Here is a 24,041-nt window from a genome sequence, read left to right as displayed (position 1 = left end):
GTAATTATCATGAACACCATGACAACCGCTGAGCATCGGGGATATCAATTAATTTGTAACGCAACGGGGGCAATGATGGTTATTGCCTGCGATCAACGTGGCGGCATGCGAACTTTATTAGCACCGACATCAGAAGCACAGGCTGCGATTACCAATGAGACATTAGGAAAAACAAAATATGACATCACTCGCTATCTGGCAGCTGAGGCAGGCTGTGTCCTGGTTGACCCGATCTGCGCCATACCGGGTCTTATAGATGAAAAGATTTTGCCCCGCGATACGGGCCTGCTTATCGGGCTTGATGCGTCAGGGTGGGAAACAACGCCAGAAGGCTACCGGATCTCCACGATGGTTGACGGCGTAACGGCACGTAAAGTCCGTGAATGGGGTGCCACCGGCGGAAAAATCATGATCTACCTTCGCCCGGATATACCAGATGCCAATACCCGTAACCTTGCCACACTCCGTAAAGTGATTCAGGATTTTGCGCAGGAAGATTTACTGCTCGTCGTCGAATTTCTGACCTACTCTCTGGAAAATGAATCTCGCGAAGCCTATACCCGCCTCTTGCCAGAACTCATTCCGGCAGGCTGTCAGGCCTGTATCGATCAAGGCGCGAAAGTCTTAAAGATTCCTTATCCTGGGTCTGATGAAGCCTGTGCGCGCGTCACCACACTCTGCGGTAACATTCCCTGGGCCGTCCTGTCTGCGGGTGTCGATCACGCCACCTTTCTCCCTCAGGTAGAAAGTGCGTTGAAAAATGGCGCTTCTGGTGTGATTGCCGGTCGTTCACTGTGGAAGGATTGCATCTCGCTCGATCGCAACGTTTCTAAAGAGAAGCTGTCTACCATTGCCGTTTCCCGCCTCAACGATATTCAGGCGCTGTTAAAACGGTATCAACACCGCTAAATGAGTAAACGTCAGGCAGGTTAGACGAAGTATGACGAAAACAGGGATGTGTCATTCCCTTTCCTAACGCGATGTGGGAATGACACCTCTCTAGAATGACACTTCTCTATATAGTTATGCGCGAGAAAAGCGCGGTATGCCTAACGCAAGCCAAGGTATCCTAGCGCCTCTGCGATTTGATGCGTGATGTCTTCGTCTTCCTCAAATGCTGCGCCAAATGCATCACGGGCGTACATTTTACGTTGAGATTCGGTAATCTTGCGATCAATGACATCGTCAGCCAATCCAGATGAACTCACCTCCTTCAGTGCTTGTGCAAAACAGTCAATCGCATAATCCCGTTCCTGTGCACCGAATGCGAAATTGATCATATGGGTACCGCCACACTCCAAAAACAAGCCGGAGGAAAAGCAAGACGCGGTGACAGCATCTGCAAGCGCCGCGCTGGAAAATACCGTTTTGAACATCAACGGGGCACCAGTGACCCACAGCGGGAAACCGATTTTATCCGCCGCGTTTTGCATCCCCTGCATCAGCTCAGCCCCCACCGCACAGGCCGTCTCGTGAGGTTTTTCCTCTTCAAGGATACGTAACACGGTAAGGGCGGCCGCCATCGGCGTGACTTCCTTATTGTAAGTTCCAGCCAAGCCTGCGGCATCATAGGCATTGATGATATCCGCCTTTCCCGCCACGCAAGAAAGCGCATGACCGTTGGCTAACCCTTTACTGATGACCACCAAATCAGCGGACACACCTGCGCCATTCAGACCGGCTGCGCCGTAGCGCAGACCCGACATCACTTCGTCTAATATGAATGGAACGCCGGCCTGTTTACACAGTTGATACATTGCCTGAAAATGGCTCTCGTCATACCAGCCAGGCTCTGGCGTCACAATAACGCCCGCGATACAGTCTCTGGCATGTTCCAACAGTTGTGATAACGCGGATAAGTTGTAGCCAAAATGAAAAACTTCCGTCTGTTTATCGAAACAGGCTTTGCCGAAAAGACGATGCCAGTCGTGCCATCCATGATACCCACTGGATAAAATAATACGTTTCCCAGTATAAGCTCGCGCCATCCTTATCGCCGCAGACGTTCCATCCGACCCGGTACGGAAGAAAACAGCTTTTTCTGCCGCCGGATAGCGGTCGATAAGACGCTCTGCCAGTTCAATACGCTGCGGAGACAGCGTGGTCGGAAATATCGTCCCTCTCTGGGTGAGTTGCTCGATTACGGCGTTATCGATATCCTCCCGCCGATAGCCAAACAGCGTCGTGCCATTAGACGATGTCATATCCAAAATAGCGCGCTCATCGCAGTCCTTTAACCACGCCCCTTGTGCACTATTGACGACAAACGGGGGACGCGCTTCTACGTCATACTGCTTTGCCGCTGTTGACGACATTGCTCTCAATAGCAGATGTTTATTATCCATTTCAGTGTGCTCCATGATTATTTCCCTCTTCACCTTAATCCAGTGCGATTGCCATTCTGCGTGCGTTAGCCATGATGGTGTGCGTTGGATTCCAGTTACCCGCAAAATTCATTACGGACGCATCCATAACGTAAATGTTGTCATAGCCATGCACCTTGCCGACGAGATCGACAACTGAACGCGCAGGATTTTTTCCAGCACGAGCCGTGCCATGCAGGTGCGAACTGCCTTTTCTGTACTGCGGAACTTCACGTTCAATGGATGTTGCGCCAGCCTGACGTAATATGTCGTCAGCCCGATCGGCTAAAAATGCAAAACGGGCTTGATCATTTTCAGTATTTTTATAGTGGAATCTGATTAATGGATTACCAAAGACATCTTCTTCATCATCCAGTGAAATACGGTTATGCGACCAGGCCTCTTCTCCGGCAAGGTAGTGGATGCGCAAATGACCAATATTTTTTTCTGGGAAAGGCGAAGCCGCCTCATAAATCAGTCCCCCCATGCCAGTAGGCACGTCTGGAGCCTGATAGAACGCATCGGTATAGACTGTCGCTGGCGCACCCTGATGGGGCGCCCCTAAATCGGCTTGTTGCATCCACAGCGGATTGGAACCAATTGAATAGCCACTGATTTTAAATGACAGTCCCCTTCCAACCAGATCGTAATCATTGCCAATACCCTGGGGCGCATAGTGGGACTTAGAGCGCATGAGCAACGCACTTGATTGGATTGCATTGCCGCAGCAAATGACGTTCTCGACCGGCACGCTTAAGTGTTGAGAGGAGAAAGGGATATAACATTCGACTGAACCCGCATGCCCCTGTTTGTCCAGGACGATTTTTTTGACTACACAGCCGTACAACAGCGTAATGCTGCCCTTCAACGAGGTATCGTCGAGCACCGAGCGTGTGAAAACCGAGGCCTTCGCCCCTACTGGGCAAGAGCGGCTATCGCAGGCAGCACAATAGCTGCATCCTCCGTCTTTGCCGGGTTGAAGGATAGCGAGCGGCATATTCTTAGGTTGATAGTCCAATACGGACATTGCCGCGGCTATCTTGATGCCGCGAGCGCTGACGGGATAGCGCCCCATTTCAGTGATTCCCATCAGCGTTTCGACATAGTCATAATGCTCATTCAGGTCCTGAAGCCCGATCGGCCAATCCATTTCCATATCGGAGTTCAAATAGCGACTCGCGTGCATATCTGCATCACGATAACGAAAAGTAATCGCGGAATAGAACTGCATTCCCCCACCGACGCAGCACGCCGTCCACGGATTACCGTCTGCAATATGGTCTTCCGTTATGGCTCGGCTAAATACGGATTGATGCGTGGTAAGCACTGCGCCCGGCGGCGCATGCGCACCAAGTTCCAAAATGAGAACATGTTTGCCTTTCTCAGCTAATGTTCTGGCAACCATTGAGCCTGAAGGGCCAGAACCCACTACGACAGCGTCGAATTGGTCGAATCGTCCCTGATAGGCGGCGATGTGCTGAATTATCGTCACAATATTTGCTCCTTTTTCAATAGGCCTGCCACCAACTGGCCCAATACGATCGCGATGGTTAACGTAATGACTGCCTGGTTATTCACCACGACCAGTAATAATTAAACCTTTTTCAATGACTACAGATGCGCAGCATCGCCGGCGAATGCACCGAGTCGCTCGCGCAGCGGCGTGTTAGTCGGTCTGACCTTCCGTAAATCAGTGAGAAACGTTCCATACCAATCAGCGATCGTGTTCTTATTTAACACTTGCATCATTGCCCGATGTCGGGCTTTTCGTTCTGACAAAGACATCGTCAATGCGCGGTCTAACGCCATCGCGACCTCATCGGCATCATGTGGATTCACCATGAGTGCGGCATCGAGTTCCTGAGCCGCACCGGCAAAGCAGGAAAGAATCAATACTCCAGGGTTATCAGCATCTTGGGCGGCAACATACTCTTTGGCGACGAGATTCATACCATCACGCAATGGCGTCACCAGACCGACACGAGCCTGACGCATTAACCCTGCAAGGCAGGCGCGTGAACAGCTTTGGTTTAAATAATTCAGCGGGAGCCAGTCAACATCACCGAAGCACCCATTAATTCGGCCAACCTCGGCGTTGAGCTGCTGATGGATTCGGCGATAGCAGGTAAGATCTTCTCGTGTAGCCGCCGCCATTTGGACAAACTGTACCTGGCGTCGATAATCAGGATACGTCTCCAAAAAACGTTCATAGCCTTGAAAACGCTCAGGGAGTCCTTTGGAGTAATCAAGCCTGTCAACGCCAAAAATCACCTGAGTCTCTGGCGCTTGGTGTGAATGCCCCTTCAGGATCGCATTTTGCTGATGATCCTCTGCCATCTTCGTCACCGCGTCAGGCGCAATGCCGATAGGATAAACCCCCGTAGGAGGTACACCCTGATTGACATTGAAACGACGAGCATAATCCAGAAACGCCTGATGATCGGTTTCTGTCTGGAATCCCACCAGATCGTAATCGGCTAAGTAGCCAAACAGATCGTGGTGTGGGGGAATCGTTCTTGCTATCTCCGCACAGGGAAAAGGCGTGTGCAGAAAAAAACCGATACGGTTGCGCACTCCCAACTGACGACACGAATTAGCAAAGGGGATGAGATGATAGTCCTGCACCCATAACAAATCATCTGGACGCAATAAGGGAATTAATTTTTGGGCTAATAATGTATTAACCTGACAATATCCCGCGTAGTCATTGCTATTATAATTAGCTATATCAGTACGATAGTGAAAAACAGGCCACAACATGCTATTTGCAAAACCGCAATAGTACTGCTGGAACTGCTGACGGGTGAGACTCGTCGTGACAAACGTGATCTCCCCCTCTTCCTGGATGGATAATTCGCCAGCATCATCTTTGATTTCCCCATTCCAGCCAAACCAAAGCCCACCAATCTGACGTAGCGCATCCAGTAGACCGCTAGCGAGACCACCGGGACAGCCATTTTTTGCTGGAGAGGCGACGCGATTGGAAACAACAATCAGGCGATTCATTGTGGGTAGCCTCCCTTATGCGATAAGGGAGAATTTGGCTCAGAAGTAACGTGGCGGAGCCAATTTTCAACGCTTTCGGGGCTGGCCAGTCGATGACTTGCGCACGTTTCCCCTTGACCCACTTTGATGCCAATACCACCCAGCGTCTGAGCAGCCGAAAATCCGACCTCATCAGGTAAGTCGTCACCGACAAAAACGGGGATTCTACCGAGAAAAGGCGGCTGTCCCATAAACTCATGCAGTGCAGCGCCTTTATCAACCTCGCGAGGTTTAATTTCAACGACTTCCTTACCAGGTTGCAACGCAAATTGCGGATAGTCTGCAATTAAACGCTTCACCCTCATCCGCACGTCATCCCCGCTCTCAGGACAGGCGCGAAAATGTATCGTCATGGCAATTTGGGCTTTTTTTTCCAGACAAACCCCGGGGAAATCCGCAGCCAGCAAGCGTAACTGCTGAAGCAGTTTTTTCGGTAAATACGTTTCAGATTGCCAAAGCGTTCCACAGGCATACCGCTTTTGAGCGCCGTGTACCGCCGCCGCCGGACATTTAAGAGGGGATAATAGCTGGTCAATATCCACCATGCTGCGCCCGGATATCACCGCCATCGCCCCACTCATAAATGAAAGTCGTGTCAGCAAGCGCAAACGCTCGGAGGGTATTTTTACCTGTTCCGGGCGCTGACAAATGTCGGCCAGCGTTCCGTCGATATCAAAGAAAAATGCGTGTTTATCCGGCCTAATGCTTGCTAGCTCATCGGTAAAAGACATATTTTACTCCTCGCTGAGATAATGACGTCCCTTTTGCTACATCTATTTTCACCTAGCCAATACACAGACACTGCCTATAACCATCAACGTAACGCATTAATATAATTATATTAATCAACCCAATCGAACCATAATAAAATGCTATTTGACAAATACATGCACACCACTCTCAAATTCACTTGTTTTTAATATCATTAAAAGCCATTAATATCATGAAGTTATGAATTAAAAATAGAGTGAAAAATAATTAACAAGCTATTATTTATCACTGAATGTTGCCAACCTACCCGTCACATCGCGTAATTATTATTTAACCTCCTTAAGAAAAATTTCAACATAAATTAACAATAAATTATATATTGACCTGTCAAATAACAAATGATAGAAATTTTTCACATTGCTATGGAGATGACGAAAGGGAAATTAAAACTGACATTGCTAATTATTTTCAAACCATATTAATGGTTATTCAGGGGGGAATTATTTTTCCAAAATATGGAACACTGAGAATATTGATATCCCCTGAATAATTCGAGTTGCGTGACAAAACGTTAGCGTCTGAACAACGCTATGCGTTGGGACAGGATGTCTGATATTTCATCCCCAGGAGCTTACTCAGGTAAGTGGCTGAGGTGAGTAACGACAAATTGGCTAAGCCAATTTGAACGCCGCTTGTGGCGGCTCTTCAGGGCGAGGCTCAGAGATGAGCCGAGTATTGCCAACGCACAAGCAGCTTGAAGTATGTCGGGTATAAATACTGTTTAATAACAAAAGGATATGTTATGGCTGACTGTAAATCTCATGTATTGACCTCCAACCCGGTTCTCTTAGGCGGAGAAAACCGTTCAGGCACCACGCTGCTCAGCGTAATTCTTGATTCTCACTCCGATCTGGTCGTTGGGCCCGAACTCGATTTTACAGAGCCCGTCAACCTTGGCCCTCACATTCTAAACGCATGTAATTTTATCGATATCAACGAGAAACAGCTGATAGGCGCAACAAAAGAAAGCATCGATCCTGAATGGTTTGACGGCGTACACTTCATCATTCAATGCGAGCGTTTTGGTCTGAACCGCGACGATCTTAGAAATCTGGTAAACAATGCGATGTCCGCGTGTGACAGCGATCTTACCTCTTTAGACGATCGTTGCTATCTAATTAATTTAATTGGAGAACTTCGGCGCCAGCAAACCGGAGCAAAACGCTGGGGTTTGAAGCTCCAAAGAAGGATCAAAGATGTTAGAGACTATGCCACTATCTGGCCTAACGCAGATTTTATTCATATCCTCCGTGATGGACGCGATCTTGCCGCCTCTCATTTAAAGACAGTCCCTGAATGGGGCTATCAGACGATAGAGGAAGCCGCATACGGCTGGTTAGAGATAGTAGCCAACGCGCATCGTTCCGCGCCGAACGCGCGATATCAAGAAATCAGATACGAAGATCTGGTCATGACGCCTCAAATCGTCATTAAGCAGATGATTGATTTCATTGGATTAGAATGGGATGACGGTTTACTACGCCATTCAGACCTTGCTCACTCTCTTTTTGAAAAACCCTGGGGACACCCCTCTGCCGAGTCGGCAAGCAAGCCAGTTTATACTGGCCGCAATGGTCGCTACCGTCAGGATCTTACCCAAGAGCAAATTGAAAAGTTCGAACTTATTGCAGGAAAAGAACTACAACGTTTAGGTTACAGCCTAGCGATAAACAGCTAGCTTTTCAGGGTTCGACGCGCCATGCATGATTTAACAAACAAGGCAAAGCGGATCCCCGCGGGTTTTCATCTTCTTCTGTCCGGTCAGGTTCTCTCCCTGACCGGCGCGCAGATAACAACACTCGCGCTCCCACTCACCGCTATTCATTTAAACCACGCCAATTCGTTTGAAACCGGGATATTACTCGCCTGCGGTCGTATGCCCTATTTGCTGTTAGGGTTGTTTGTCGGACTACTGGTTGACAACGTATCACACAGGCTACTTTTGATGGCGGCGAATATGGTTATAGCCTTGGTGTTGTCAACGATCCCTCTGGCAGTTTTCTGGAACGGACATGTCAGTATGTTTCACCTCTATACCGCGGCAACGCTCGTTGGCGCCGCCATGGTGATTACGGATATCACATTTCTATCCTGGGTGCCTGCCATCGTTCCGCATACGCTGTGGGTAAAAGCACAGAGCAGGCTAGAGTTAGGACAATCAGCAGCGATGATTGTTGGCTTGCCACTCGCCGGTTGGCTGATTGCAACGTTCTCAGCGCCTACCGCGATTGTAGCGAATATAGTCGCGTTGATGCTGATGACCGCATTACTCCCTTACGTGACGACAGGATCGCAGCCCGGCACGTCGATGGCTCCACACGCGACGCCTCAGGCACCGCGCGCGACTTCTTCAGGTACATTGAGACGCATCCTCACTGGAGCAATTGAAGGTGCACAATTCTTGTTGCATACTCCCCCCCTTCGCGCAGCCACGTTCGCCACGGCTACACTGATCTTTTTCTATAGCGCCTACTCTGCTTTATTCATTCTTTATCTATCAGGAAGCCTCCAACTCACACCAGAGAAAATTGGCATTGTGACCAGTTTCGCCGCGGTAGGAAGCGTGACGGGAGCATTACTTTCCGGCATCGCCGCAAGATGGCTAGGGCTGGGACGCGTGCTCGTCACCGCCATTATTATCAGCGCCGGCGGTGCGCTGCTTTGCCCATTACTGCAAGGGGAAATCACAGTAGGTCTTTCTCAATCCATCATGTGGTTTGGCATGCAGATCTATAACGTTCATCAGGTTCCGATCCGTTATACCCTTTCTCCCGCAGCTATTCATGGACGGATAAACGCAAGTATCCGCACGCTGGTTTGGGGACTGGCGCCGCTAGGTGCAGTACTGGGCGGAGCATGCGGAACGTTTCTGGGTATACGGTTATCCCTCTTATTTGCCGCTATCTTGATGGCGCTGGCCGCCATATGGATTGTCTTATCCCCATTGTGGAAAGTTCGGACGCCTCAGTTGAGTCAGAAACCAGGTTGAATTGCCGCGCTTACTCGACAACGCACTTCACAGAGATTAAGGAAAAGATCATGAAGTTTATCAATATGCCGTCACTGACTCTCCCACCAGGCCGTCTTACCGTCTGGCGAGCAGAAGCCCCGCCAATGTCGGATGCGAGATGGGTTCGCGATCGGCGACGCGCTTCCTGTATTCAGGAGGCGAGTATCATGGGAGCCCTTGAGGAACAGCGGGAAGGGAGAGCATCGGCATCCTGGCTAAGTTGTACCTTTACTCTGCCGGAGCCGCTCGATCAGGCGGCATTCACCAAAGCCCTGTGTCACTGGACCGATCGTCATGAAACACTGCGCAGCCATCTTAGACTTTCTGCGACCCCAACGGCGCACACACAGTTGGAACGCCTGACCTTGGAAACAGCGGCGATCAAGGTGGATGCCAGCTTTATTGGTCATTTCAGCAATACCGGCGATCTCGTCCACCAATTGGAGCAGTTATTCAACGACAGCGTTAGTCCACTCAACTGGCCTGGCTATCTGTTTACCACGATCCAGCACGCGAGAGCGACAACCGTCTGTGTCGCCGTTGATCATACATTGATAGACGGTTATTCACTCTTTGAACTTCCGGCTGAGCTCTCTCTTTTATACCATGCGGCGATCTCCGCCGATAACACCCCGCTCACTCTGCCTCCCGCTGCCAGTTATCTCGATTTTGCAGAAGCAGAACGAAGCGCATCTGAAGCGCTGACCGCCGATCACGAAGGGATCATTCGTTGGCAGCGCTTTGTCAATAAGTCAGGGGGCCATTTGCCTCCTTTCCCCATTCCGCTAGACAGACCAGAAAATCCGTTAATTGCGCAGCATAGCGGGCACATCATGGTGATGAACAAAAATGACGCAAACGCATTTAGCCGCATCTGTCGGGCCGCCAGTGGAGATACCTTCTCCGGGCTGTTAGCGTGTCTGGCTAAATCCGTTCATGATAAAACCGGACAGTATGAATTTCGGACGATGATTCCCTGTCAAACCCAATCGGGAAACAGAAAGCCGTCGATGGGCTGGTACGTGGGGATGTCTCCATTTGCCTGCCGAATCGATGGTTCAAGCCCATTCTCGTCGGCACTCGCCCACGCGGTAACGGGCCTCAAGGGAATAAAGACGTTGGCACAAATACCCATAACCCGTGTCGCCGAACTGATCAACCAACCGCTTCGCGATCCTTTCATGATCTCATATATGGATATGCGTCGTACGCCAGGTTCACGTCACTGGTCTGAGTGGCAAGTTGCTACAGCCTACTGCACCAGCGTCGACCCTGAAGAAGTGTGCTTATGGTTCATTCGCACGCACGATGGACTTTTCCTTAATTATCGTCATCCTGCGTCTGAGCAAGCGAGCCATGTCATATCGCAATACCTTGCTCAAACCAGAAAGCGACTTGATAGCGTCGTGAGCACAGGATGCTGGCTGGATGAGGGAAAGCAGTGAGGTTGCGATAACGAGATAACCTTCTTGCTACGCTCAATTCGTCAATTGCCGCGTTTCCAAAGCTCAGCTATAACTAAATGAACAACGATGATTTTTTGACAGGAGCCAGCGGGAAGGCAGTAAACGAGATCTCACGTACAGACTTGTTATGTTAGGGGGCGCGCTGATGGCTATATCGACGGATAATCAGGTAAAAAAAACACTTCGCCTGAGTGATGGACCGGACTGGACGTTTGAGTTATTGCAGGTTTACCTGGATGAGATTGATCGGGTAGCCAAGTTGTATCGTCTGGCGACCTATCCTCATCAGATTGAAGTCATCACTTCAGAACAAATGATGGACGCCTATTCCAGTATAGGCATGCCGATCAACTATGCCCACTGGTCGTTCGGGAAGAAATTTATCGAAACCGAACAGCGTTATAAACACGGGCAGCAGGGACTCGCATACGAAATCGTTATTAACTCCGATCCCTGTATCGCGTATTTGATGGAAGAAAACACCCTGCCGATGCAGGCGCTGGTGATGGCGCATGCGTGCTACGGGCATAACTCCTTCTTCAAAGGCAACTACCTGTTCCGCAGTTGGACCGATGCCAGCTCCATCGTCGATTACCTGCTGTTTGCGCGGCAGTATATCGCGCAATGCGAAGAGCGTTATGGTGTGGACGAAGTGGAACGCCTGTTAGATTCCTGCCATGCGCTAATGAATTACGGCGTTGACCGCTATAAGCGTCCGCAGAAGATTTCGCTCGAAGAGGAAAAGTCCCGCCAGAAAAGCCGTGAGGCCTACCTGCAAAGCCAGGTTAACGATCTCTGGAAGACATTACCGCGTCGCGAACAGGGTGCCATACCAGAGCAAGCACGACGTTTTCCGCAAGAGCCGCAGGAAAACCTGCTCTATTTTATGGAGAAAAATGCGCCGCTGCTGGAGCCCTGGCAGCGTGAGGTTCTGCGTATCGTGCGGAAAGTCAGCCAGTATTTCTATCCGCAGAAGCAGACTCAGGTGATGAATGAAGGCTGGGCAACATTCTGGCACTACACCATTCTGAACCATCTCTACGATGAAGGTCGGGTCACCGAGCGCTTCATGCTGGAGTTCCTGCACAGCCATACCAACGTGATTTATCAGCCGCCGTATAACAGTCCGTATTACAGCGGGATTAATCCGTATGCGCTAGGCTTCGCGATGTTTCAGGATATCAAGCGTATTTGCCAGTCACCGACGGACGAAGACCGCTACTGGTTCCCCGATATCGCGGGTAAAGACTGGCTCGACACGCTGCATTTTGCAATGCAGAACTTCAAGGACGAGAGTTTCATCAGCCAGTTCCTGTCACCGAAGCTGATGCGTGATTTCCGGCTATTTACCGTTCTGGACGACGACCGCAATAACTATCTGGAAATTGCCGCGATCCACGACGAAGAAGGCTATCGTTTGATCCGGCAGGAACTCTCGGCGCAGTACAACCTGAGCCATCTGGAACCGAACATTCAGGTCTGGAATGTGGATTTGCGCGGTAATCGGGCGCTGACGCTGCGCTATGTTCCGCATAATCGCGCACCGCTGGACAAAAGTAGCCAGGAAGTATTAAAGCACGTTCACCGCCTGTGGGGATTTGACGTCTATCTGGAACAGGCGAACACGGATGGCAGCATCGAGTTGATTGAACGCTGCCCGCCGCGTAACGGGACGGCATCGGCATAACGGAACTCGGTTCACTGGTCAGCAACACAACCAAAGACAAAGGGGATTCAGGCAGCAACCTGAATCCCCTTTTCACCATGAAACTGCGGTATGAGCCTTAGCGGCGTACTTCCGCGATATCCCGCGGGATCGCACTCTGCATGCTGTGCCAGATCGCTCCACTTTCTTTACCATAATGTCTGACGACATCCATCACCTGATCGTAGAGCTCTTCGCTACGCAACGCTTCCAACCGACCGTAAAAATTCACCGCCAGCTTGCGGGCTTCCGGATTGGAAAAATAGTAGCGCCCTACGCGGATATATAGCCCTTTCAGACCATTCAGGATCAGACCATAAATTGGATTGCCAGAGGCAAAAGCCAAACCACGGAACACGTTATAGTCAAGTTGTGCAAAGGCTTCTGCGCTATCATCTACCGCGTTTGTCTGAGTTAATACCTCACGCACCTTTTCCGGATTGTGGCGTAATGCCGTCCGAATAAAGATGGCGGCGATGTTGGTTCGCACTGCCAATAGGTTATCGATCAATTGCGGCACGCTATCGTGATCGAGCCGAGCCAGCGTTTCCAGAATATTAAGCCCGGACGTTTCCCAAAAATTGTTAATCTTTGTTGGTTTCCCGTGCTGTATTGTCAGCCAGCCATCGCGGGCCAGGCGCTGAAGCACCTCACGCAGGGTAGTACGGGTCACGCCGATCAGTTCGGAAAGCTCTCTTTCCGCGGGCAAAATAGAGCCAGGGGGAAAGCGGTTATTCCATATACTTTCGATAATGTATTCTTCCGCGAATCCAGCCGGACTTTGCGCCTTTATAACCATGTGTTTGATAATCCGTAGCGGTGATTGCCGAAAAAAGCCAAGTCATAATACCAGACGAAAGAATCATGATATAGCGCCGCACTCGGGCACCGAACCATTTCAATGAAAAATTGTGACTGCAAACCGCCCTCTTGCGGCGTAGAACGGTAGACTTCTGCCCGTTTGTAAAGTTTTTAAGATATGATAAAAAGCATCAAACTATTCTAACGAATAAGGATTCCTCTCCCACTATGAGCGGCATGCCCCTCCACCGTGCGCTATTAAAAAATTTCCTCGGATACGCGCCAGACTGGTACAAACTGACTATTTTTTGCTTCCTGCTGATTAATCCGCTGCTGTTCTATTTTGTCAGCCCGTTTTGGGCCGGTTGGTTACTCGTCGTGGAGTTTATTTTTACGCTCGGTATGGCGCTGAAATGTTACCCGCTTCAGCCCGGCGGTCTGCTGGCGCTTCAGGCAATATTTATCGGAATGACTAGCCCGCAGCAGGTGTGGCATGAAGTCACGGGGAATATTGAAGTCCTGATGCTGTTGGTGTTCATGGTGGCAGGCATCTACTTCATGAAGCAGCTGCTGCTCCTTGTGTTTACCAAACTGCTGCTGCGCATTCATTCCAAAACGCTGCTCTCACTTGCTTTCTGTATCGCCGCCGCCTTTCTTTCCGCCTTCCTTGATGCGCTGACCGTGATTGCCGTTGTTATCAGCGTCGCTATTGGGTTTTATGGGATTTACCACCGCTTCGCCTCTCAACAGGGTGAAGACGAAGCCGATATCAGCGATGACAGCACATTAAGCAGCGAGGAACACCATCGTACGCTGGAGCAGTTCCGGGCATTCTTACGCAGCCTGCTGATGCACGCTGGCGTCGGTACAGCACTGGGCGGCGTCATGACGATGGTTGGCGAACCTCAGAACCTGATTATCGCGAAAAGCGCAGGCTGGGATTTCGTCAGTTTCTTCCTGCGCATGTCACCCGTAACCGTTCCGGTATTTATTTGCGGCATTCTAACCTGTGTGCTGGTCGAGCGTTTTAAACTGTTCGGCTATGGCGTCAATCTGCCAGACAACGTGCGTCGCGTGCTTGAGGATTACGATCGGGACATGACAGAAAAGCGCACGCCGCAGGATAAAGCGCGTTTAGTCGTACAGGCGGTGATGGGGGTCTGGCTTATCATTGCACTGGCGTTTCATCTGGCTGAAGTCGGGTTGATTGGCCTTTCCGTGATTATTATGGTTACGACGTTCTGCGGCGTGACGGAAGAACATGCCATAGGTAAAGCGTTTCAGGATGCCATGCCGTTTACCGCGCTGCTGACGGTCTTCTTTGCTATCGTCGCCGTCATTATCGATCAGCAGTTGTTCTCACCGATCATCCATTACGTCTTACAATCGTCTGAAAGTGCACAACTGACGCAATTTTATCTGTTTAACGGCCTGCTCTCATCGATCTCAGATAACGTCTTCGTTGGCTCGGTTTATATTAACGAAGCGCGCAACGCTTTTGAGAACGGCCAGATTTCGCTACACCAGTTCGAACTGCTTGCTGTCGCGATCAATACCGGCACCAACCTCCCTTCCGTCGCCACACCGAATGGGCAAGCGGCGTTTCTGTTCTTGCTGACATCCTCTCTGGCACCGCTTATCCGTCTGTCTTACGGACGCATGGTGGTAATGGCGCTGCCTTACACCATTGTCATGACGCTGGTCGGGCTGCTTTGCGTTGAGTTCACGCTGCTGCCGTTCACCGAGTTTTTGATGAATAAACAATGGATTTCTTTGCCAGACTTGATCCTATCGGGCAGTCACCCCTAATCACGATCGTGTATAGTAATCGCGGCGGCGACAATTTCGGTATTGATAACATTATCAAGACGATTTCCGCCGCCGCAGAATGACAGAAAAGCATCAAATAAACATATCGTTACGTTTTGCACAGTGAAATGATGGCAGTGAAGCCAGAACGGTTTACACTGCTGCTTTAATCATGTTTAGCATGGAATATTTTTATGTTGCGATTTCTTAATCGTTGCTCACGCGGGCGGAGTGCGTGGCTGCTGCTGGCGTTGACTGCTTTAGCGTTGGAATTGGTCGCGCTCTATTTTCAGCACGTTATGCTCTTAAAACCGTGCGTGCTATGTATTTATCAGCGCTGTGCGCTGTGGGGCGTGTTCGCAGCAGGTATTGTTGGTGCCATCGCGCCATCAACGGCGTTGCGTTACCCAGCCATCGCGCTATGGATATACAGTTCATATGAAGGGGTCCGACTGGCATGGAAACACACGGATATTTTGTTACATCCGTCGCCGTTTACCACTTGTGATTTCTTTGTCAGCTTCCCGTCATGGCTGCCTTTAGACAAATGGCTCCCGGCCATTTTCAATGCGACGGGTGATTGCTCAGAGCGTCAGTGGGAATTCCTCTCCCTGGAAATGCCGCAATGGTTGCTTGGCATCTTTATCGCTTATCTGTTGATTGCGGTGCTGGTATTGATCGCCCAGCCTTTCCGCCCCAAACGCCGCGACCTCTTCAGCCGCTGATCATATACCGAAAAGCCCGACTAAAGTCGGGCTTCTGGTAACCGTTTCTACGTTCTACAACCTTGCGCCAGCGCTTACTGCTGTGGTCTGTAGATCTCGCGATAATGGCCTAATCGCTCGTTGAAAAAAGGCCTTTTTTCCTGCGGGATTCTTCGTGATATTTCATCTGCGTCGATCTTTTTTTCCTGACTTTCCATAAAAGCAATCGTGGAGGCAGCAAAGTCGGTGTACTGCTCGCTGTACTCAAGAATGATTTTCTCAAAGTTAATCACATGCTCTCCCTCCTGCTGGTTACACTGCTCTAAAATTATACAACACGTCACGATTTATGCCGGGGATGACAGCATGATTCGCACAAGGAAAAAGAAAAATGTGACGTGACAGACAAAAAGAAGAGATGGCTACAACTCGAGTATCCACTCGATAAAAAGCCCCTCTTCTGAGTGATTCAGTTTGAGGGGCTTCTTGTTTTAACCAGTAAACAGCCAACACCGAACAGAAACTATCGCGCCCATTCGGGTTTGTTTAAAATGTGATCCTGCCAGTCCACCACCTCACTCTCGCGCACGGCGATATGGCGCACAGAGATGCGCTCACGGTGCATTGCCGTCTTGGTGCCGCAGACTAGCGGGTGCCACTGCGGTAAATCTTCACGTTCATGAATCAGGCGATAAGCACAGGTCGCCGGTAGCCAGTTAAACGTCAGCAGGTTTTCACGCGTCAGCTTGATGCAGTCCGGTTCATACTCGAAGCGTTTCTCATAGTTACGGCACTGGCAGCTTTTAATATTCAGTTGATTACAGGCGACGTTGGTAAAGTAGATCTCCTCCGTATCCTCATCAATCAGTTTATGCAAACAGCACTGACCGCAGCCATCGCACAGCGACTCCCATTCATCGTCAGACATCTCAGACAACGTTTTTTGCTGCCAAAAAGGGCGTTCAGTCATTTTTCTTCCGGTTACTTTGTATTGTGAAAAATCTGTATTGTGAAAAAAAGTGTGATTCTGGCAGGCTGCGGCGGGATGATATTTTGCTGCCCGTCGTTTAACACGGGCAGCCAGAGCGTTAGATAATGCGTGTGCTCAGCGTCCGGTCATTTACCGTAATCGTCAGCATATCGCCAGACAGGATCGGACCGACCCCTTTTGGCGTACCCGTTAAGATAATATCGCCCGCACGCAGCGTAAAGAAACGGCTCATGTAAGCGATCAGCGGCAGAATCGGCGTAATCATATCACGCGTGTTGCCCTGCTGGCGCACTTCATCATTCACTTTTACACCCAGATCGGTTTGCTGCGGATCGCCAAACTCGGCAACCGGAATAAAACCGGAGATCGGGCAGGAACCGTCAAACGCTTTGGCTTTCTCCCACGGCAGCCCCGCCTTTTTGAAGTCAGACTGCAAATCACGCAACGTCAGATCCAGCGCCACACCATAGCCTGCAATCGCCCGGGCGACGCGCTCTTCATTCGCCTGCTTGAGCGGCGTACCGATCAGCACAGCCAGTTCAACTTCGTGGTGAACCGAGCCCAGATTTTTGGGGATGACAACGGGCTGGCGTAAGTCACACAGTGCGGTTTCAGGCTTGATGAATAAAACGGGCTCGCTCGGGGTCGCATTTCCCATTTCTTTGATGTGTTCTGAGTAGTTACTTCCTACGCAAACGACTTTATTTACTGGGAAATCAAGCAGCGCGCCCTGCCAGTCTCTGTGTTGATACATGGGTATTCTCCTGCCCTGTCTGTTGGATTATCGCTGTCTTCATGGCGCACGACTCGCCCAAAAAGAAAACAGCTATATAAGAACACGATGGTGCAAAACCATCGTTATATCATCGCAACGGGGGTTATCCCAACAGATTTCAGGTGAGCAAGACTGGGGATCCGATGAGGGGGAAACGAAGTCCTAACCATCAAAAATGGAAACAATTAAATTGTGGCGAGGTAAAACTCAAAAAGTGAATATTTATCGCGCGGAATATCATACGAACGACTGAGATATTCCACGCCAAATTATGTTTGCGGCTTTATCTGAAAGTACGCCTTGGTATTATTTTTTTACACTTATACCGGCGTGTTTAATAAGCTTTCAACCGGTGGAGGAACTTGCAGATAAAACCCCTGTTCCTGTAGCGCAAGTTTCACTTTTTCTATATCGGCATTCGCCAGTTTTTTACGCCCATCCAGCGGTAAGACCATGGCTAAATGCGGCGTGCCGAAACTTTTCATTAATTCTTCCGGCACGCGTGAGAAATCGTCTTTTTTTTCAACATAAAGATAGGTCTGATCGCGTTTCGCACTTCGATAGATCACACAAAACATATTTTTTACTCTATTTGATGGGAATGCCATCTTGCCTGTATATAATTGTGACTATAACATGCTTACAGCGCTCTGGAATATCATGCCTTAAATGTTACTCTAGGGATTAAAAGATGCTGAAACTGAGTCAGGATAGATGTCACAAACGCCAATAGAGCTAAAAGGCAGCAGCTTTACCTTATCGGTTGTTCATTTGCATGATTCCCAACCCGAGGTAATTTATCAGGCACTACAGGAAAAAATAGAGCAGGCGCCTGCTTTCCTGAAAAATGCCCCCGTTGTCATTAATGTTGCTGCATTAACAGCGGAAACCGACTGGATAAAATTACAGCAGGCCATTTCGTCAACCGGCCTGCATGTCGTTGGCGTCAGCGGATGCACCGACGACGCATTAAAGAAAACCATTGCGCAGGCGGGGCTTCCCCTTCTGAGCGAAGGTAAAGCACAACGCCGGGTAGTCGAGCCCGTCGCCGCCGTTCCTGCTGCGGTGAAAACGAAAGTCATCAACACCCCCGTTCGCTCCGGTCAACAGATTTACGCCCGGAACTGTGACTTAATCGTCACAAGCAGCGTTAGCGCGGGCGCTGAGGTGATTGCCGATGGCAATATTCATATTTACGGCATGATGCGCGGCCGAGCCCTCGCAGGCGTTTCTGGCGATGTTCAGAGCCAGATATTCTGTACGCACCTGGCCGCAGAACTGGTCTCAATTGCTGGCCGTTACTGGCTGAGCGATCAGATTCCTGAACCGTATTTTGGGCAGCCAGCACGGATCAATCTGAACCAGCTGGACAATGTTTTAACGATAAAACCTCTAGACTAGAATCTCCCAAGGAAACATTTATGGCACGCATCATTGTTGTTACATCGGGTAAAGGGGGCGTTGGCAAGACCACATCAAGCGCGGCCATTGCTACCGGTTTAGCCCAGAAAGGAAAAAAGACGGTTGTCATCGATTTTGACATTGGTCTGCGTAATCTTGACCTGATCATGGGATGTGAACGTCGCGTGGTGTATGACTTCGTCAACGTTATTCAGGGCGATGCCACGCTGAATCAAGCGCTGATCAAAGATAAGAGAACGGATAATCTCTACATTCTGCCAGCATCACAGACGCGTGATAAAGATGCGTTGACGCACGAAGGCGTAGAGAAAATACTCAACGATCTGGGCGACATGGAATTCGATTTTATCGTGTGTGACTCTCCCGCCGGGATTGAAACGGGTGCCTTGATGGCGCTCTATTTCGCTGACGAAGCGATTATCACCACCAACCCGGAAGTGTCTTCCGTTCGCGACTCTGACCGTATTCTGGGCATTTTGTCTTCGAAATCACGTCGTGCAGAGCGTTCTGAAGATCCGATCAAAGAGCATCTGCTGTTGACGCGCTACAACCCAGGCCGGGTGAGCCGTGGCGACATGCTGAGCATGGAAGACGTTCTTGAGATCCTGCGGATTCCGCTGGTTGGCGTGATCCCGGAAGACCAATCCGTGCTCCGCGCCTCTAACCAGGGCGAACCGGTCATTCTGGATGCGGAAGCTGATGCAGGTAAAGCCTACGCGGACACCGTTGAACGTCTGCTTGGCGAAGAGCGTCCTTTCCGTTTTGTTGAAGAAGAGAAGAAGGGTTTCCTTAAACGACTTTTTGGGGGATAAATTATGGCTTTACTGGACTTCTTTCTGTCCCGCAAAAAAACGACAGCCAATATTGCCAAGGAACGGCTGCAAATTATTGTCGCGGAGCGACGCCGGGGAGATAGCGAACCCCATTATCTGCCGCAATTAAAGCGGGATATTCTTGAGGTTATCTGTAGATATGTACAGATTGACCCTGAGATGGTGACAGTTCAGCTTGAGCAAAAAGGAGATGATATTTCCGTGCTTGAGTTGAACGTTACATTACCGGAAGCGGAAGAAACGCCTAAATGATTTTTCTGCTGTAGTATCCCCTGCTTTTACGCAGGGGATATCTATTCCCGTCATACTTCAAATTAAGTGCGTTTCATTTCATAATCGACTGTATATTTAGCCAGTCTTTTATTTCTTATTTTACTTTTTTCGCCGTATTCTTATCACCCTATTTGCTGCTTGTTTCATGATTGCATCATCACAGCAAATAAGGCGTATTGATAAGACGTGTTTACCGGTGATTAATAACTCTGCACAATTTCACGCAGTTCACCGCCATATAACTGACCGCGCCAGCCAGACAGCATTTCCGGCGTCCCCACATCTTGTCCGCTTAATTTCCAGTGCCAGTTCAACAAACGATTAATTTGACGACGTGAAGCCAATAGTTCGGCGGATAATCCACTCTGTTCGCTCACGCGCTGCACCAGCGCTTTGATATCTTTAAACGCTTTTTTATAGCCAGGATGATCGATTAAATTAATCAGCGGAGGTGGGCAATCCGAGTCAGCAATGCCGTCCGTCTGTGCGACACAATCCAGCAGCGTTTTGCCGTGGTAGCGGATTTCCGGGCCGCTCAGCCCCAGCGAGCTCAGTTCACCCAGCGAAGTAGGCAAACAACGCGCCACCTGCAAGAGATTCTCTTCACGTACGACAAAATTCACCGCGCTGTCTCGCTCACGCGCTTTACGCAAACGCCACTCGGCCAGACGCTGAAGGCAAGCCAGGTTTCGGCCACGCAGCTGCCAGGCATTGCCAAATTCGCGATAAGCCAGCGCCGGTGCCAGAATATCCTGTTTACGCTGACACAGCAGGAGACACTCATCCAGCGCGGCATTCGTCCAGCCTGCGGCTTCCGTATCTGCCACCAGTTGAATGGCCATCGGCAACAGATAGAACACATCGGCGGCAGCATAATCACACTGCTTTTCGCTCAGCGGACGAGCCAGCCAGTCTGTTCTCGACTCGCTTTTATCCAGCGTCACGCCCATGTAGTCGGCCACCAGCGCAGCGAATCCATAAGAAAGCGGCTTACCTAAAAATGCGGCCAGAATCTGTGTATCGATGAAAGGCGTCGGCAGTGTTCCAAACGCATTGAGAAACACTTCCAAATCTTCGCTGCCCGCATGCAGGAATTTAGTGACTTGCTCATCACGCAGTAACGCCTGAAAAGGTGCCCAGTCGGTAATCGTTAACGGGTCAATAAGTGAAAGCTGTTCGCCGTCATACAATTGAATCAACCCTAATTGCGGGTAATACGTGCGGGTTCTAACGAACTCCGTGTCCAATGCCACCTGCGGAAAGCATCGCGCCTGAGAGCAAACCTGTTGTAACCCGATGTCGGAAGTGATCAACTGATAATTCAAAACGTCATTCTCTTGGTTGTTTTTACTTTACGGTTCTGGGTCAAATCCGTATCGCCATAAAAAAGAACGCCGGATAAACCGGCGTGAAAACATCATATCGCGTCCTGCCTCTCTCTGGCAGTCGTTTTTCGCGGAAAATCATCAGGCGGCAGCGTCTTTCTTCGCCTTCTTCTCGTCACGTAATTCACGACGTAGAATTTTCCCGACGTTAGATTTCGGTAAATCGTCGCAGAATTCGATCTCTTTCGGTACTTTATAGCCCGTGAGATTGCGGCGGCAATGGGTAATGAGTTCCTCTTTCGTTAACGAGTTATCGCGTCTGACCACAAAGGCTTTGACGGCCTCACCCGAGGCCTCATTCTCTACCCCAATCACCGCCGATTCCGATACCTTAGGATGACGGCTGATAACATCTTCAATTTCCGTCGGATAGACGTTAAAACCGGAAACCAGAATCATGTCTTTCTTACGATCGATGACCCGCAAGAATCCTTCATCATCGGAAGTGACAATGTCACCGGTTGCCAGCCAGCCGTCTTTTAACACGTCATCTGTGGCGGCAGGTTGCTGCCAATACCCTAACATCACCTGTGGCCCGCGCACCCACAGTTCACCGGCCTCACCCGGCCCGGCGTCGTTGCCATCATCGCCAATGATTCGGACATCCGTAGACGGTACTGGTAGCCCGATACTGCCGCTATAGTGCTTAAGGTCGTACGGATTTCCCGACACCAGCGGCGAACTCTCCGTCAATCCATACCCTTCCAATAGGTGCTTGCTGGTAGTTTTTTCCCAACGTTCTGCCACCGCCTGTTGCACCGATGCACCACCGCCAACCGATAGACGCAGCGTTGAGAAATCCAGTTCGTGGAACTCTTTGTTGTTAAGCAACGCGTTGAATAACGTATTGACGCCGGTGATGGCCGTAAATGGGTACTGTTTTAGCTCCTTCACGAGCGCAGGGATATCACGAGGGTTAGTGATCAGCAGATTTTGCCCACCCAGTTCAAGGAACAGAAGCCCGTTCACCGTCAGTGCGAAAATATGGTAAAGAGGTAACGCCGTCACCACCAGCTCGTTGCCTTCTTGCAAAACAGCACCGTATGCGCCTTTACACTGCTCAAGATTCGCCAGCATATTGCGGTGCGTGAGCATGGCACCCTTAGCAACACCCGTCGTGCCGCCGGTATATTGCAGAAAAGCCAGATCGCTATTGATGATATCAGGCCGAACATACTGCTGGCGTCGCCCTTCTTGTAAAACGCGACGAAACGATATCGCATCCGGCAGATGATACTTGGGCACCAGACGCTTAATGTATTTCACTACAAAGTTAACCAACGTGCCTTTTGCCGTGGATAGCTGGTCACCCATGCGAGTCAGGATAACGTGCTTCACCGCCGTGTTATGAACGACTTTTTCCAGCGTATGCGCGAAGTTAGACACGATAATAATCGTGCTGGCACCGCTGTCTTTTAGCTGATGTTCCAGCTCACGCGGCGTATACAGTGGGTTAACGTTGACAACCACCATACCCGCACGCAATACGCCAAACAGTGCGACGGGATATTGCAGCAAATTGGGCATCATCAACGCCACGCGGTCGCCTTTCTGCAATTTAAGCTGGTTTTGCAGGTAGGCCGCAAACGCCCGGCTCCGCTCCTCCAGCTTACGAAACGTCATCACCTCACCCATGTTGATAAATGCAGGTCTATCGGCATAACGCCTCACGCCATTTTCAAACATGTCAATCAACGACGAATAGCGGTCTGGATCGATTTCCGCCGGCACATCCGCCGGATAGCGTGATAACCAAATTTTTTCCAAGACGTCACTCCCGAGATATTTTTTTAGTGGCATCGTCGTCGCCCTCAGAGGCTTATTGTTATTAACATTATTTTAACTCAGCCTACCAGTTAGCTAACAAACAATGTTAAGGTTGCGAGATCGATCACTAATTTATTCTTTATTCAAAAAAAATCAGGCAACCTGCGTCGCCTGATCTCAATAGCCTACTGGGTAGATTCTTATTCTGTCACGATATTCTCAATCCTTGCCGGACCGGACCAACCGCCGTCAAATCCCCATCCTGGGCCCCAGCCGTAGCCGTAACCCGCACGCCATCCCCACGGGCCATAGCCATAGCCGCCGGGTGGTACCATCAGGCGCTGCACGACATTCCAACGCTTGTAGCCCTGTGCATCGATCACGACATAGCGATAGGGTTTATCCCCGATAGCGCCCTGTTCGGTGCCGACAATCGGTCCGACAACGGTGACCAGTTGGTCTTTAAAATCGACAGGTTCCAGAAAGCGATTTACATAGGCAATAAAACGCCCTTCTGACGGCATATCCAACCGCGGTTTCGCCCCGCTATCCAGCGGCATGCTGGCAATTTCCAGACGCGTTTTATTCGCTTCATTGCGGATGCTGACCACCCGTCCACCAAAGCGCGATTCCTGACCGACATAAATCTGCGGCGCACTCATCACGCGCACCAAATCGTCCTGCGGCGTTGGTGAAGTGCCTTTAATGGCATCCGGCACCGTGACACAGCCTGAAAGCAGCAGCGCTGCCGCAACCACCATACCGAGACATGCTTTTTTCTGATTCAGATGCACACTTTTCATCTGTACGCTTCTTATCTGAACAAACATGGCACAACCCCCTCTTCAGATATCTGATAGTTAGACTGCTCAGCATCGAATAAGTTGCTGTTTATGACGGGTATACTTCACGCCAAATGTG

General features: G+C 50.1%; 22 protein-coding genes. 10 read left to right on the top strand and 12 right to left on the bottom strand.

The genetic code is table 11. The features are described from left to right. The first annotated feature begins 9 nt into the window (after nucleotides 1–9). Nucleotides 10–909 (top strand): tagatose-bisphosphate aldolase, encoded by a 900-nt coding sequence (locus KKH3_RS09105; protein ID WP_039358372.1) that lies wholly within the window; start codon nucleotides 10–12, stop codon nucleotides 907–909. 140 nt (nucleotides 910–1,049) lie between these two features. Here KKH3_RS09105 and KKH3_RS09100 read toward each other — a convergent pair whose 3' ends face one another. From KKH3_RS09100 to otsB, 4 genes are all read right to left on the bottom strand, one after another. After that, the gene (locus KKH3_RS09100; protein WP_039358371.1) at nucleotides 1,050–2,345 is read right to left on the bottom strand and encodes an aminotransferase class III-fold pyridoxal phosphate-dependent enzyme; all 1,296 of its coding nucleotides are present in this window, start codon (nucleotides 2,343–2,345) and stop codon (nucleotides 1,050–1,052) included. Between the two features lie 34 nt (nucleotides 2,346–2,379). Next, on the bottom strand, nucleotides 2,380–3,855 hold the full coding sequence (locus tag KKH3_RS09095) for a GMC oxidoreductase (RefSeq protein WP_039358369.1): 1,476 nt from the start codon (nucleotides 3,853–3,855) through the stop codon (nucleotides 2,380–2,382). 119 nt (nucleotides 3,856–3,974) lie between these two features. After that, nucleotides 3,975–5,369, bottom strand: a complete 1,395-nt coding sequence (locus KKH3_RS09090; RefSeq protein WP_039358367.1) for an alpha,alpha-trehalose-phosphate synthase (UDP-forming) — start codon at nucleotides 5,367–5,369, stop codon at nucleotides 3,975–3,977. Next, a complete protein-coding gene (gene otsB / locus KKH3_RS09085) occupies nucleotides 5,366–6,139 on the bottom strand; it encodes a trehalose-phosphatase (RefSeq protein WP_052201321.1) in 774 nt (257 codons plus the stop codon). The genes KKH3_RS09090 and otsB overlap by 4 nt, the downstream gene beginning before the upstream one ends. A 782-nt stretch (nucleotides 6,140–6,921) precedes the next feature. Between otsB and KKH3_RS09080 the strand changes: the two genes are divergently transcribed. The 4 genes from KKH3_RS09080 to KKH3_RS09065 all read left to right on the top strand — a co-directional run bounded on the left by KKH3_RS09080 (nucleotide 6,922) and on the right by KKH3_RS09065 (nucleotide 12,342). Then, nucleotides 6,922–7,857 carry a sulfotransferase family protein gene (locus KKH3_RS09080; RefSeq protein WP_039358363.1) on the top strand — a complete coding sequence of 312 codons (936 nt, stop codon included), beginning with the start codon at nucleotides 6,922–6,924 and terminating at the stop codon, nucleotides 7,855–7,857. Nucleotides 7,858–7,878: 21 nt separating this feature from the next. Then, nucleotides 7,879–9,168 (top strand): MFS transporter, encoded by a 1,290-nt coding sequence (locus KKH3_RS09075; RefSeq protein WP_052201320.1) that lies wholly within the window; start codon nucleotides 7,879–7,881, stop codon nucleotides 9,166–9,168. A gap of 50 nt (nucleotides 9,169–9,218) precedes the next feature. Next, complete coding sequence (locus tag KKH3_RS09070) at nucleotides 9,219–10,634, top strand: condensation domain-containing protein (RefSeq protein WP_052201319.1); 1,416 nt, start codon at nucleotides 9,219–9,221, stop codon at nucleotides 10,632–10,634. A 166-nt stretch (nucleotides 10,635–10,800) separates the two neighbouring features. Beyond that, nucleotides 10,801–12,342 (top strand): SpoVR family protein, encoded by a 1,542-nt coding sequence (locus tag KKH3_RS09065; protein WP_039362294.1) that lies wholly within the window; start codon nucleotides 10,801–10,803, stop codon nucleotides 12,340–12,342. A gap of 97 nt (nucleotides 12,343–12,439) precedes the next feature. On the opposite strand, the gene fadR is transcribed toward KKH3_RS09065, so the two are convergent. Beyond that, nucleotides 12,440–13,159 carry a fatty acid metabolism transcriptional regulator FadR gene (gene fadR / locus KKH3_RS09060; protein WP_039358360.1) on the bottom strand — a complete coding sequence of 240 codons (720 nt, stop codon included), beginning with the start codon at nucleotides 13,157–13,159 and terminating at the stop codon, nucleotides 12,440–12,442. Between the two features lie 230 nt (nucleotides 13,160–13,389). On the opposite strand from fadR, the gene nhaB reads away from it, so the two are divergent. Beyond that, nucleotides 13,390–14,970 (top strand): sodium/proton antiporter NhaB, encoded by a 1,581-nt coding sequence (gene nhaB, locus KKH3_RS09055; protein WP_039358357.1) that lies wholly within the window; start codon nucleotides 13,390–13,392, stop codon nucleotides 14,968–14,970. Nucleotides 14,971–15,164: 194 nt separating this feature from the next. Continuing rightward, on the top strand, nucleotides 15,165–15,695 hold the full coding sequence (gene dsbB, locus KKH3_RS09050) for a disulfide bond formation protein DsbB (protein WP_039358353.1): 531 nt from the start codon (nucleotides 15,165–15,167) through the stop codon (nucleotides 15,693–15,695). 74 nt (nucleotides 15,696–15,769) lie between these two features. On the opposite strand, the gene KKH3_RS09045 is transcribed toward dsbB, so the two are convergent. The 4 genes from KKH3_RS09045 to KKH3_RS09030 form a co-directional block, all read right to left on the bottom strand. After that, the gene (locus KKH3_RS09045) at nucleotides 15,770–15,967 is read right to left on the bottom strand and encodes a DNA polymerase III subunit theta (protein ID WP_039358350.1); all 198 of its coding nucleotides are present in this window, start codon (nucleotides 15,965–15,967) and stop codon (nucleotides 15,770–15,772) included. 230 nt (nucleotides 15,968–16,197) lie between these two features. Further along, on the bottom strand, nucleotides 16,198–16,644 hold the full coding sequence (locus KKH3_RS09040; protein ID WP_010275477.1) for a cysteine cluster protein YcgN: 447 nt from the start codon (nucleotides 16,642–16,644) through the stop codon (nucleotides 16,198–16,200). 118 nt (nucleotides 16,645–16,762) lie between these two features. Beyond that, entirely contained in the window at nucleotides 16,763–17,419 is a 657-nt protein-coding gene (locus KKH3_RS09035; RefSeq protein ID WP_039358347.1) for a fumarylacetoacetate hydrolase family protein, read from the bottom strand. Between the two features lie 341 nt (nucleotides 17,420–17,760). Then, nucleotides 17,761–18,018 (bottom strand): YcgL domain-containing protein, encoded by a 258-nt coding sequence (locus KKH3_RS09030; RefSeq protein WP_039358343.1) that lies wholly within the window; start codon nucleotides 18,016–18,018, stop codon nucleotides 17,761–17,763. A gap of 136 nt (nucleotides 18,019–18,154) precedes the next feature. Between KKH3_RS09030 and minC the strand changes: the two genes are divergently transcribed. The 3 genes from minC to minE are packed head-to-tail and all read left to right on the top strand — an operon-like array spanning nucleotide 18,155 to nucleotide 19,947. Continuing rightward, a complete protein-coding gene (gene minC / locus KKH3_RS09025; RefSeq protein WP_010275486.1) occupies nucleotides 18,155–18,841 on the top strand; it encodes a septum site-determining protein MinC in 687 nt (228 codons plus the stop codon). A 20-nt stretch (nucleotides 18,842–18,861) separates the two neighbouring features. Continuing rightward, nucleotides 18,862–19,674, top strand: coding sequence for a septum site-determining protein MinD (gene minD, locus KKH3_RS09020; protein ID WP_039358340.1), 813 nt, complete (start codon nucleotides 18,862–18,864; stop codon nucleotides 19,672–19,674). Nucleotides 19,675–19,677: 3 nt separating this feature from the next. Continuing rightward, nucleotides 19,678–19,947 carry a cell division topological specificity factor MinE gene (gene minE, locus KKH3_RS09015; protein ID WP_005968801.1) on the top strand — a complete coding sequence of 90 codons (270 nt, stop codon included), beginning with the start codon at nucleotides 19,678–19,680 and terminating at the stop codon, nucleotides 19,945–19,947. A gap of 221 nt (nucleotides 19,948–20,168) precedes the next feature. On the opposite strand, the gene rnd is transcribed toward minE, so the two are convergent. From rnd to KKH3_RS09000, 3 genes are all read right to left on the bottom strand, one after another. Beyond that, nucleotides 20,169–21,293, bottom strand: coding sequence for a ribonuclease D (gene rnd / locus KKH3_RS09010; protein WP_039358337.1), 1,125 nt, complete (start codon nucleotides 21,291–21,293; stop codon nucleotides 20,169–20,171). A 141-nt stretch (nucleotides 21,294–21,434) separates the two neighbouring features. Next, nucleotides 21,435–23,120: a long-chain-fatty-acid--CoA ligase FadD gene (gene fadD / locus KKH3_RS09005; protein ID WP_139338651.1), complete on the bottom strand. Its 1,686-nt coding sequence runs from the start codon at nucleotides 23,118–23,120 to the stop codon at nucleotides 21,435–21,437. Nucleotides 23,121–23,320: 200 nt separating this feature from the next. Then, nucleotides 23,321–23,950 carry a Slp family lipoprotein gene (locus KKH3_RS09000; RefSeq protein WP_039358330.1) on the bottom strand — a complete coding sequence of 210 codons (630 nt, stop codon included), beginning with the start codon at nucleotides 23,948–23,950 and terminating at the stop codon, nucleotides 23,321–23,323. Nucleotides 23,951–24,041 lie beyond the last annotated feature (91 nt).

Origin of the sequence: Pectobacterium actinidiae, from assembly GCF_000803315.1 — a bacterium.
Taxonomy (GTDB): Bacteria; Pseudomonadota; Gammaproteobacteria; order Enterobacterales; family Enterobacteriaceae; genus Pectobacterium; species Pectobacterium actinidiae.
This window is presented reverse-complemented; position numbering and strand designations above follow the sequence as displayed.

What these genes read in the sequence shown, in the direction of transcription:
- dsbB (WP_039358353.1), top strand. Translation starts at nt 15,165, where the DNA reads ATGTTGCGATTTCTTAATCGTTGCTCACGCGGGCGGAGTGCGTGGCTG.
- minD (WP_039358340.1), top strand. Translation starts at nt 18,862, where the DNA reads ATGGCACGCATCATTGTTGTTACATCGGGTAAAGGGGGCGTTGGCAAG.
- fadR (WP_039358360.1), bottom strand. Translation starts at nt 13,159, where the DNA reads ATGGTTATAAAGGCGCAAAGTCCGGCTGGATTCGCGGAAGAATACATT.
- KKH3_RS09105 (WP_039358372.1), top strand. Translation starts at nt 10, where the DNA reads ATGAACACCATGACAACCGCTGAGCATCGGGGATATCAATTAATTTGT.
- KKH3_RS09030 (WP_039358343.1), bottom strand. Translation starts at nt 18,018, where the DNA reads ATGTTTTGTGTGATCTATCGAAGTGCGAAACGCGATCAGACCTATCTT.
- KKH3_RS09070 (WP_052201319.1), top strand. Translation starts at nt 9,219, where the DNA reads ATGAAGTTTATCAATATGCCGTCACTGACTCTCCCACCAGGCCGTCTT.
- KKH3_RS09000 (WP_039358330.1), bottom strand. Translation starts at nt 23,950, where the DNA reads ATGTTTGTTCAGATAAGAAGCGTACAGATGAAAAGTGTGCATCTGAAT.
- KKH3_RS09040 (WP_010275477.1), bottom strand. Translation starts at nt 16,644, where the DNA reads ATGACTGAACGCCCTTTTTGGCAGCAAAAAACGTTGTCTGAGATGTCT.
- KKH3_RS09075 (WP_052201320.1), top strand. Translation starts at nt 7,879, where the DNA reads ATGCATGATTTAACAAACAAGGCAAAGCGGATCCCCGCGGGTTTTCAT.
- minE (WP_005968801.1), top strand. Translation starts at nt 19,678, where the DNA reads ATGGCTTTACTGGACTTCTTTCTGTCCCGCAAAAAAACGACAGCCAAT.
- minC (WP_010275486.1), top strand. Translation starts at nt 18,155, where the DNA reads ATGTCACAAACGCCAATAGAGCTAAAAGGCAGCAGCTTTACCTTATCG.
- otsB (WP_052201321.1), bottom strand. Translation starts at nt 6,139, where the DNA reads ATGTCTTTTACCGATGAGCTAGCAAGCATTAGGCCGGATAAACACGCA.
- KKH3_RS09100 (WP_039358371.1), bottom strand. Translation starts at nt 2,345, where the DNA reads ATGGATAATAAACATCTGCTATTGAGAGCAATGTCGTCAACAGCGGCA.
- KKH3_RS09065 (WP_039362294.1), top strand. Translation starts at nt 10,801, where the DNA reads ATGGCTATATCGACGGATAATCAGGTAAAAAAAACACTTCGCCTGAGT.
- KKH3_RS09035 (WP_039358347.1), bottom strand. Translation starts at nt 17,419, where the DNA reads ATGTATCAACACAGAGACTGGCAGGGCGCGCTGCTTGATTTCCCAGTA.
- KKH3_RS09090 (WP_039358367.1), bottom strand. Translation starts at nt 5,369, where the DNA reads ATGAATCGCCTGATTGTTGTTTCCAATCGCGTCGCCTCTCCAGCAAAA.
- KKH3_RS09080 (WP_039358363.1), top strand. Translation starts at nt 6,922, where the DNA reads ATGGCTGACTGTAAATCTCATGTATTGACCTCCAACCCGGTTCTCTTA.
- nhaB (WP_039358357.1), top strand. Translation starts at nt 13,390, where the DNA reads ATGAGCGGCATGCCCCTCCACCGTGCGCTATTAAAAAATTTCCTCGGA.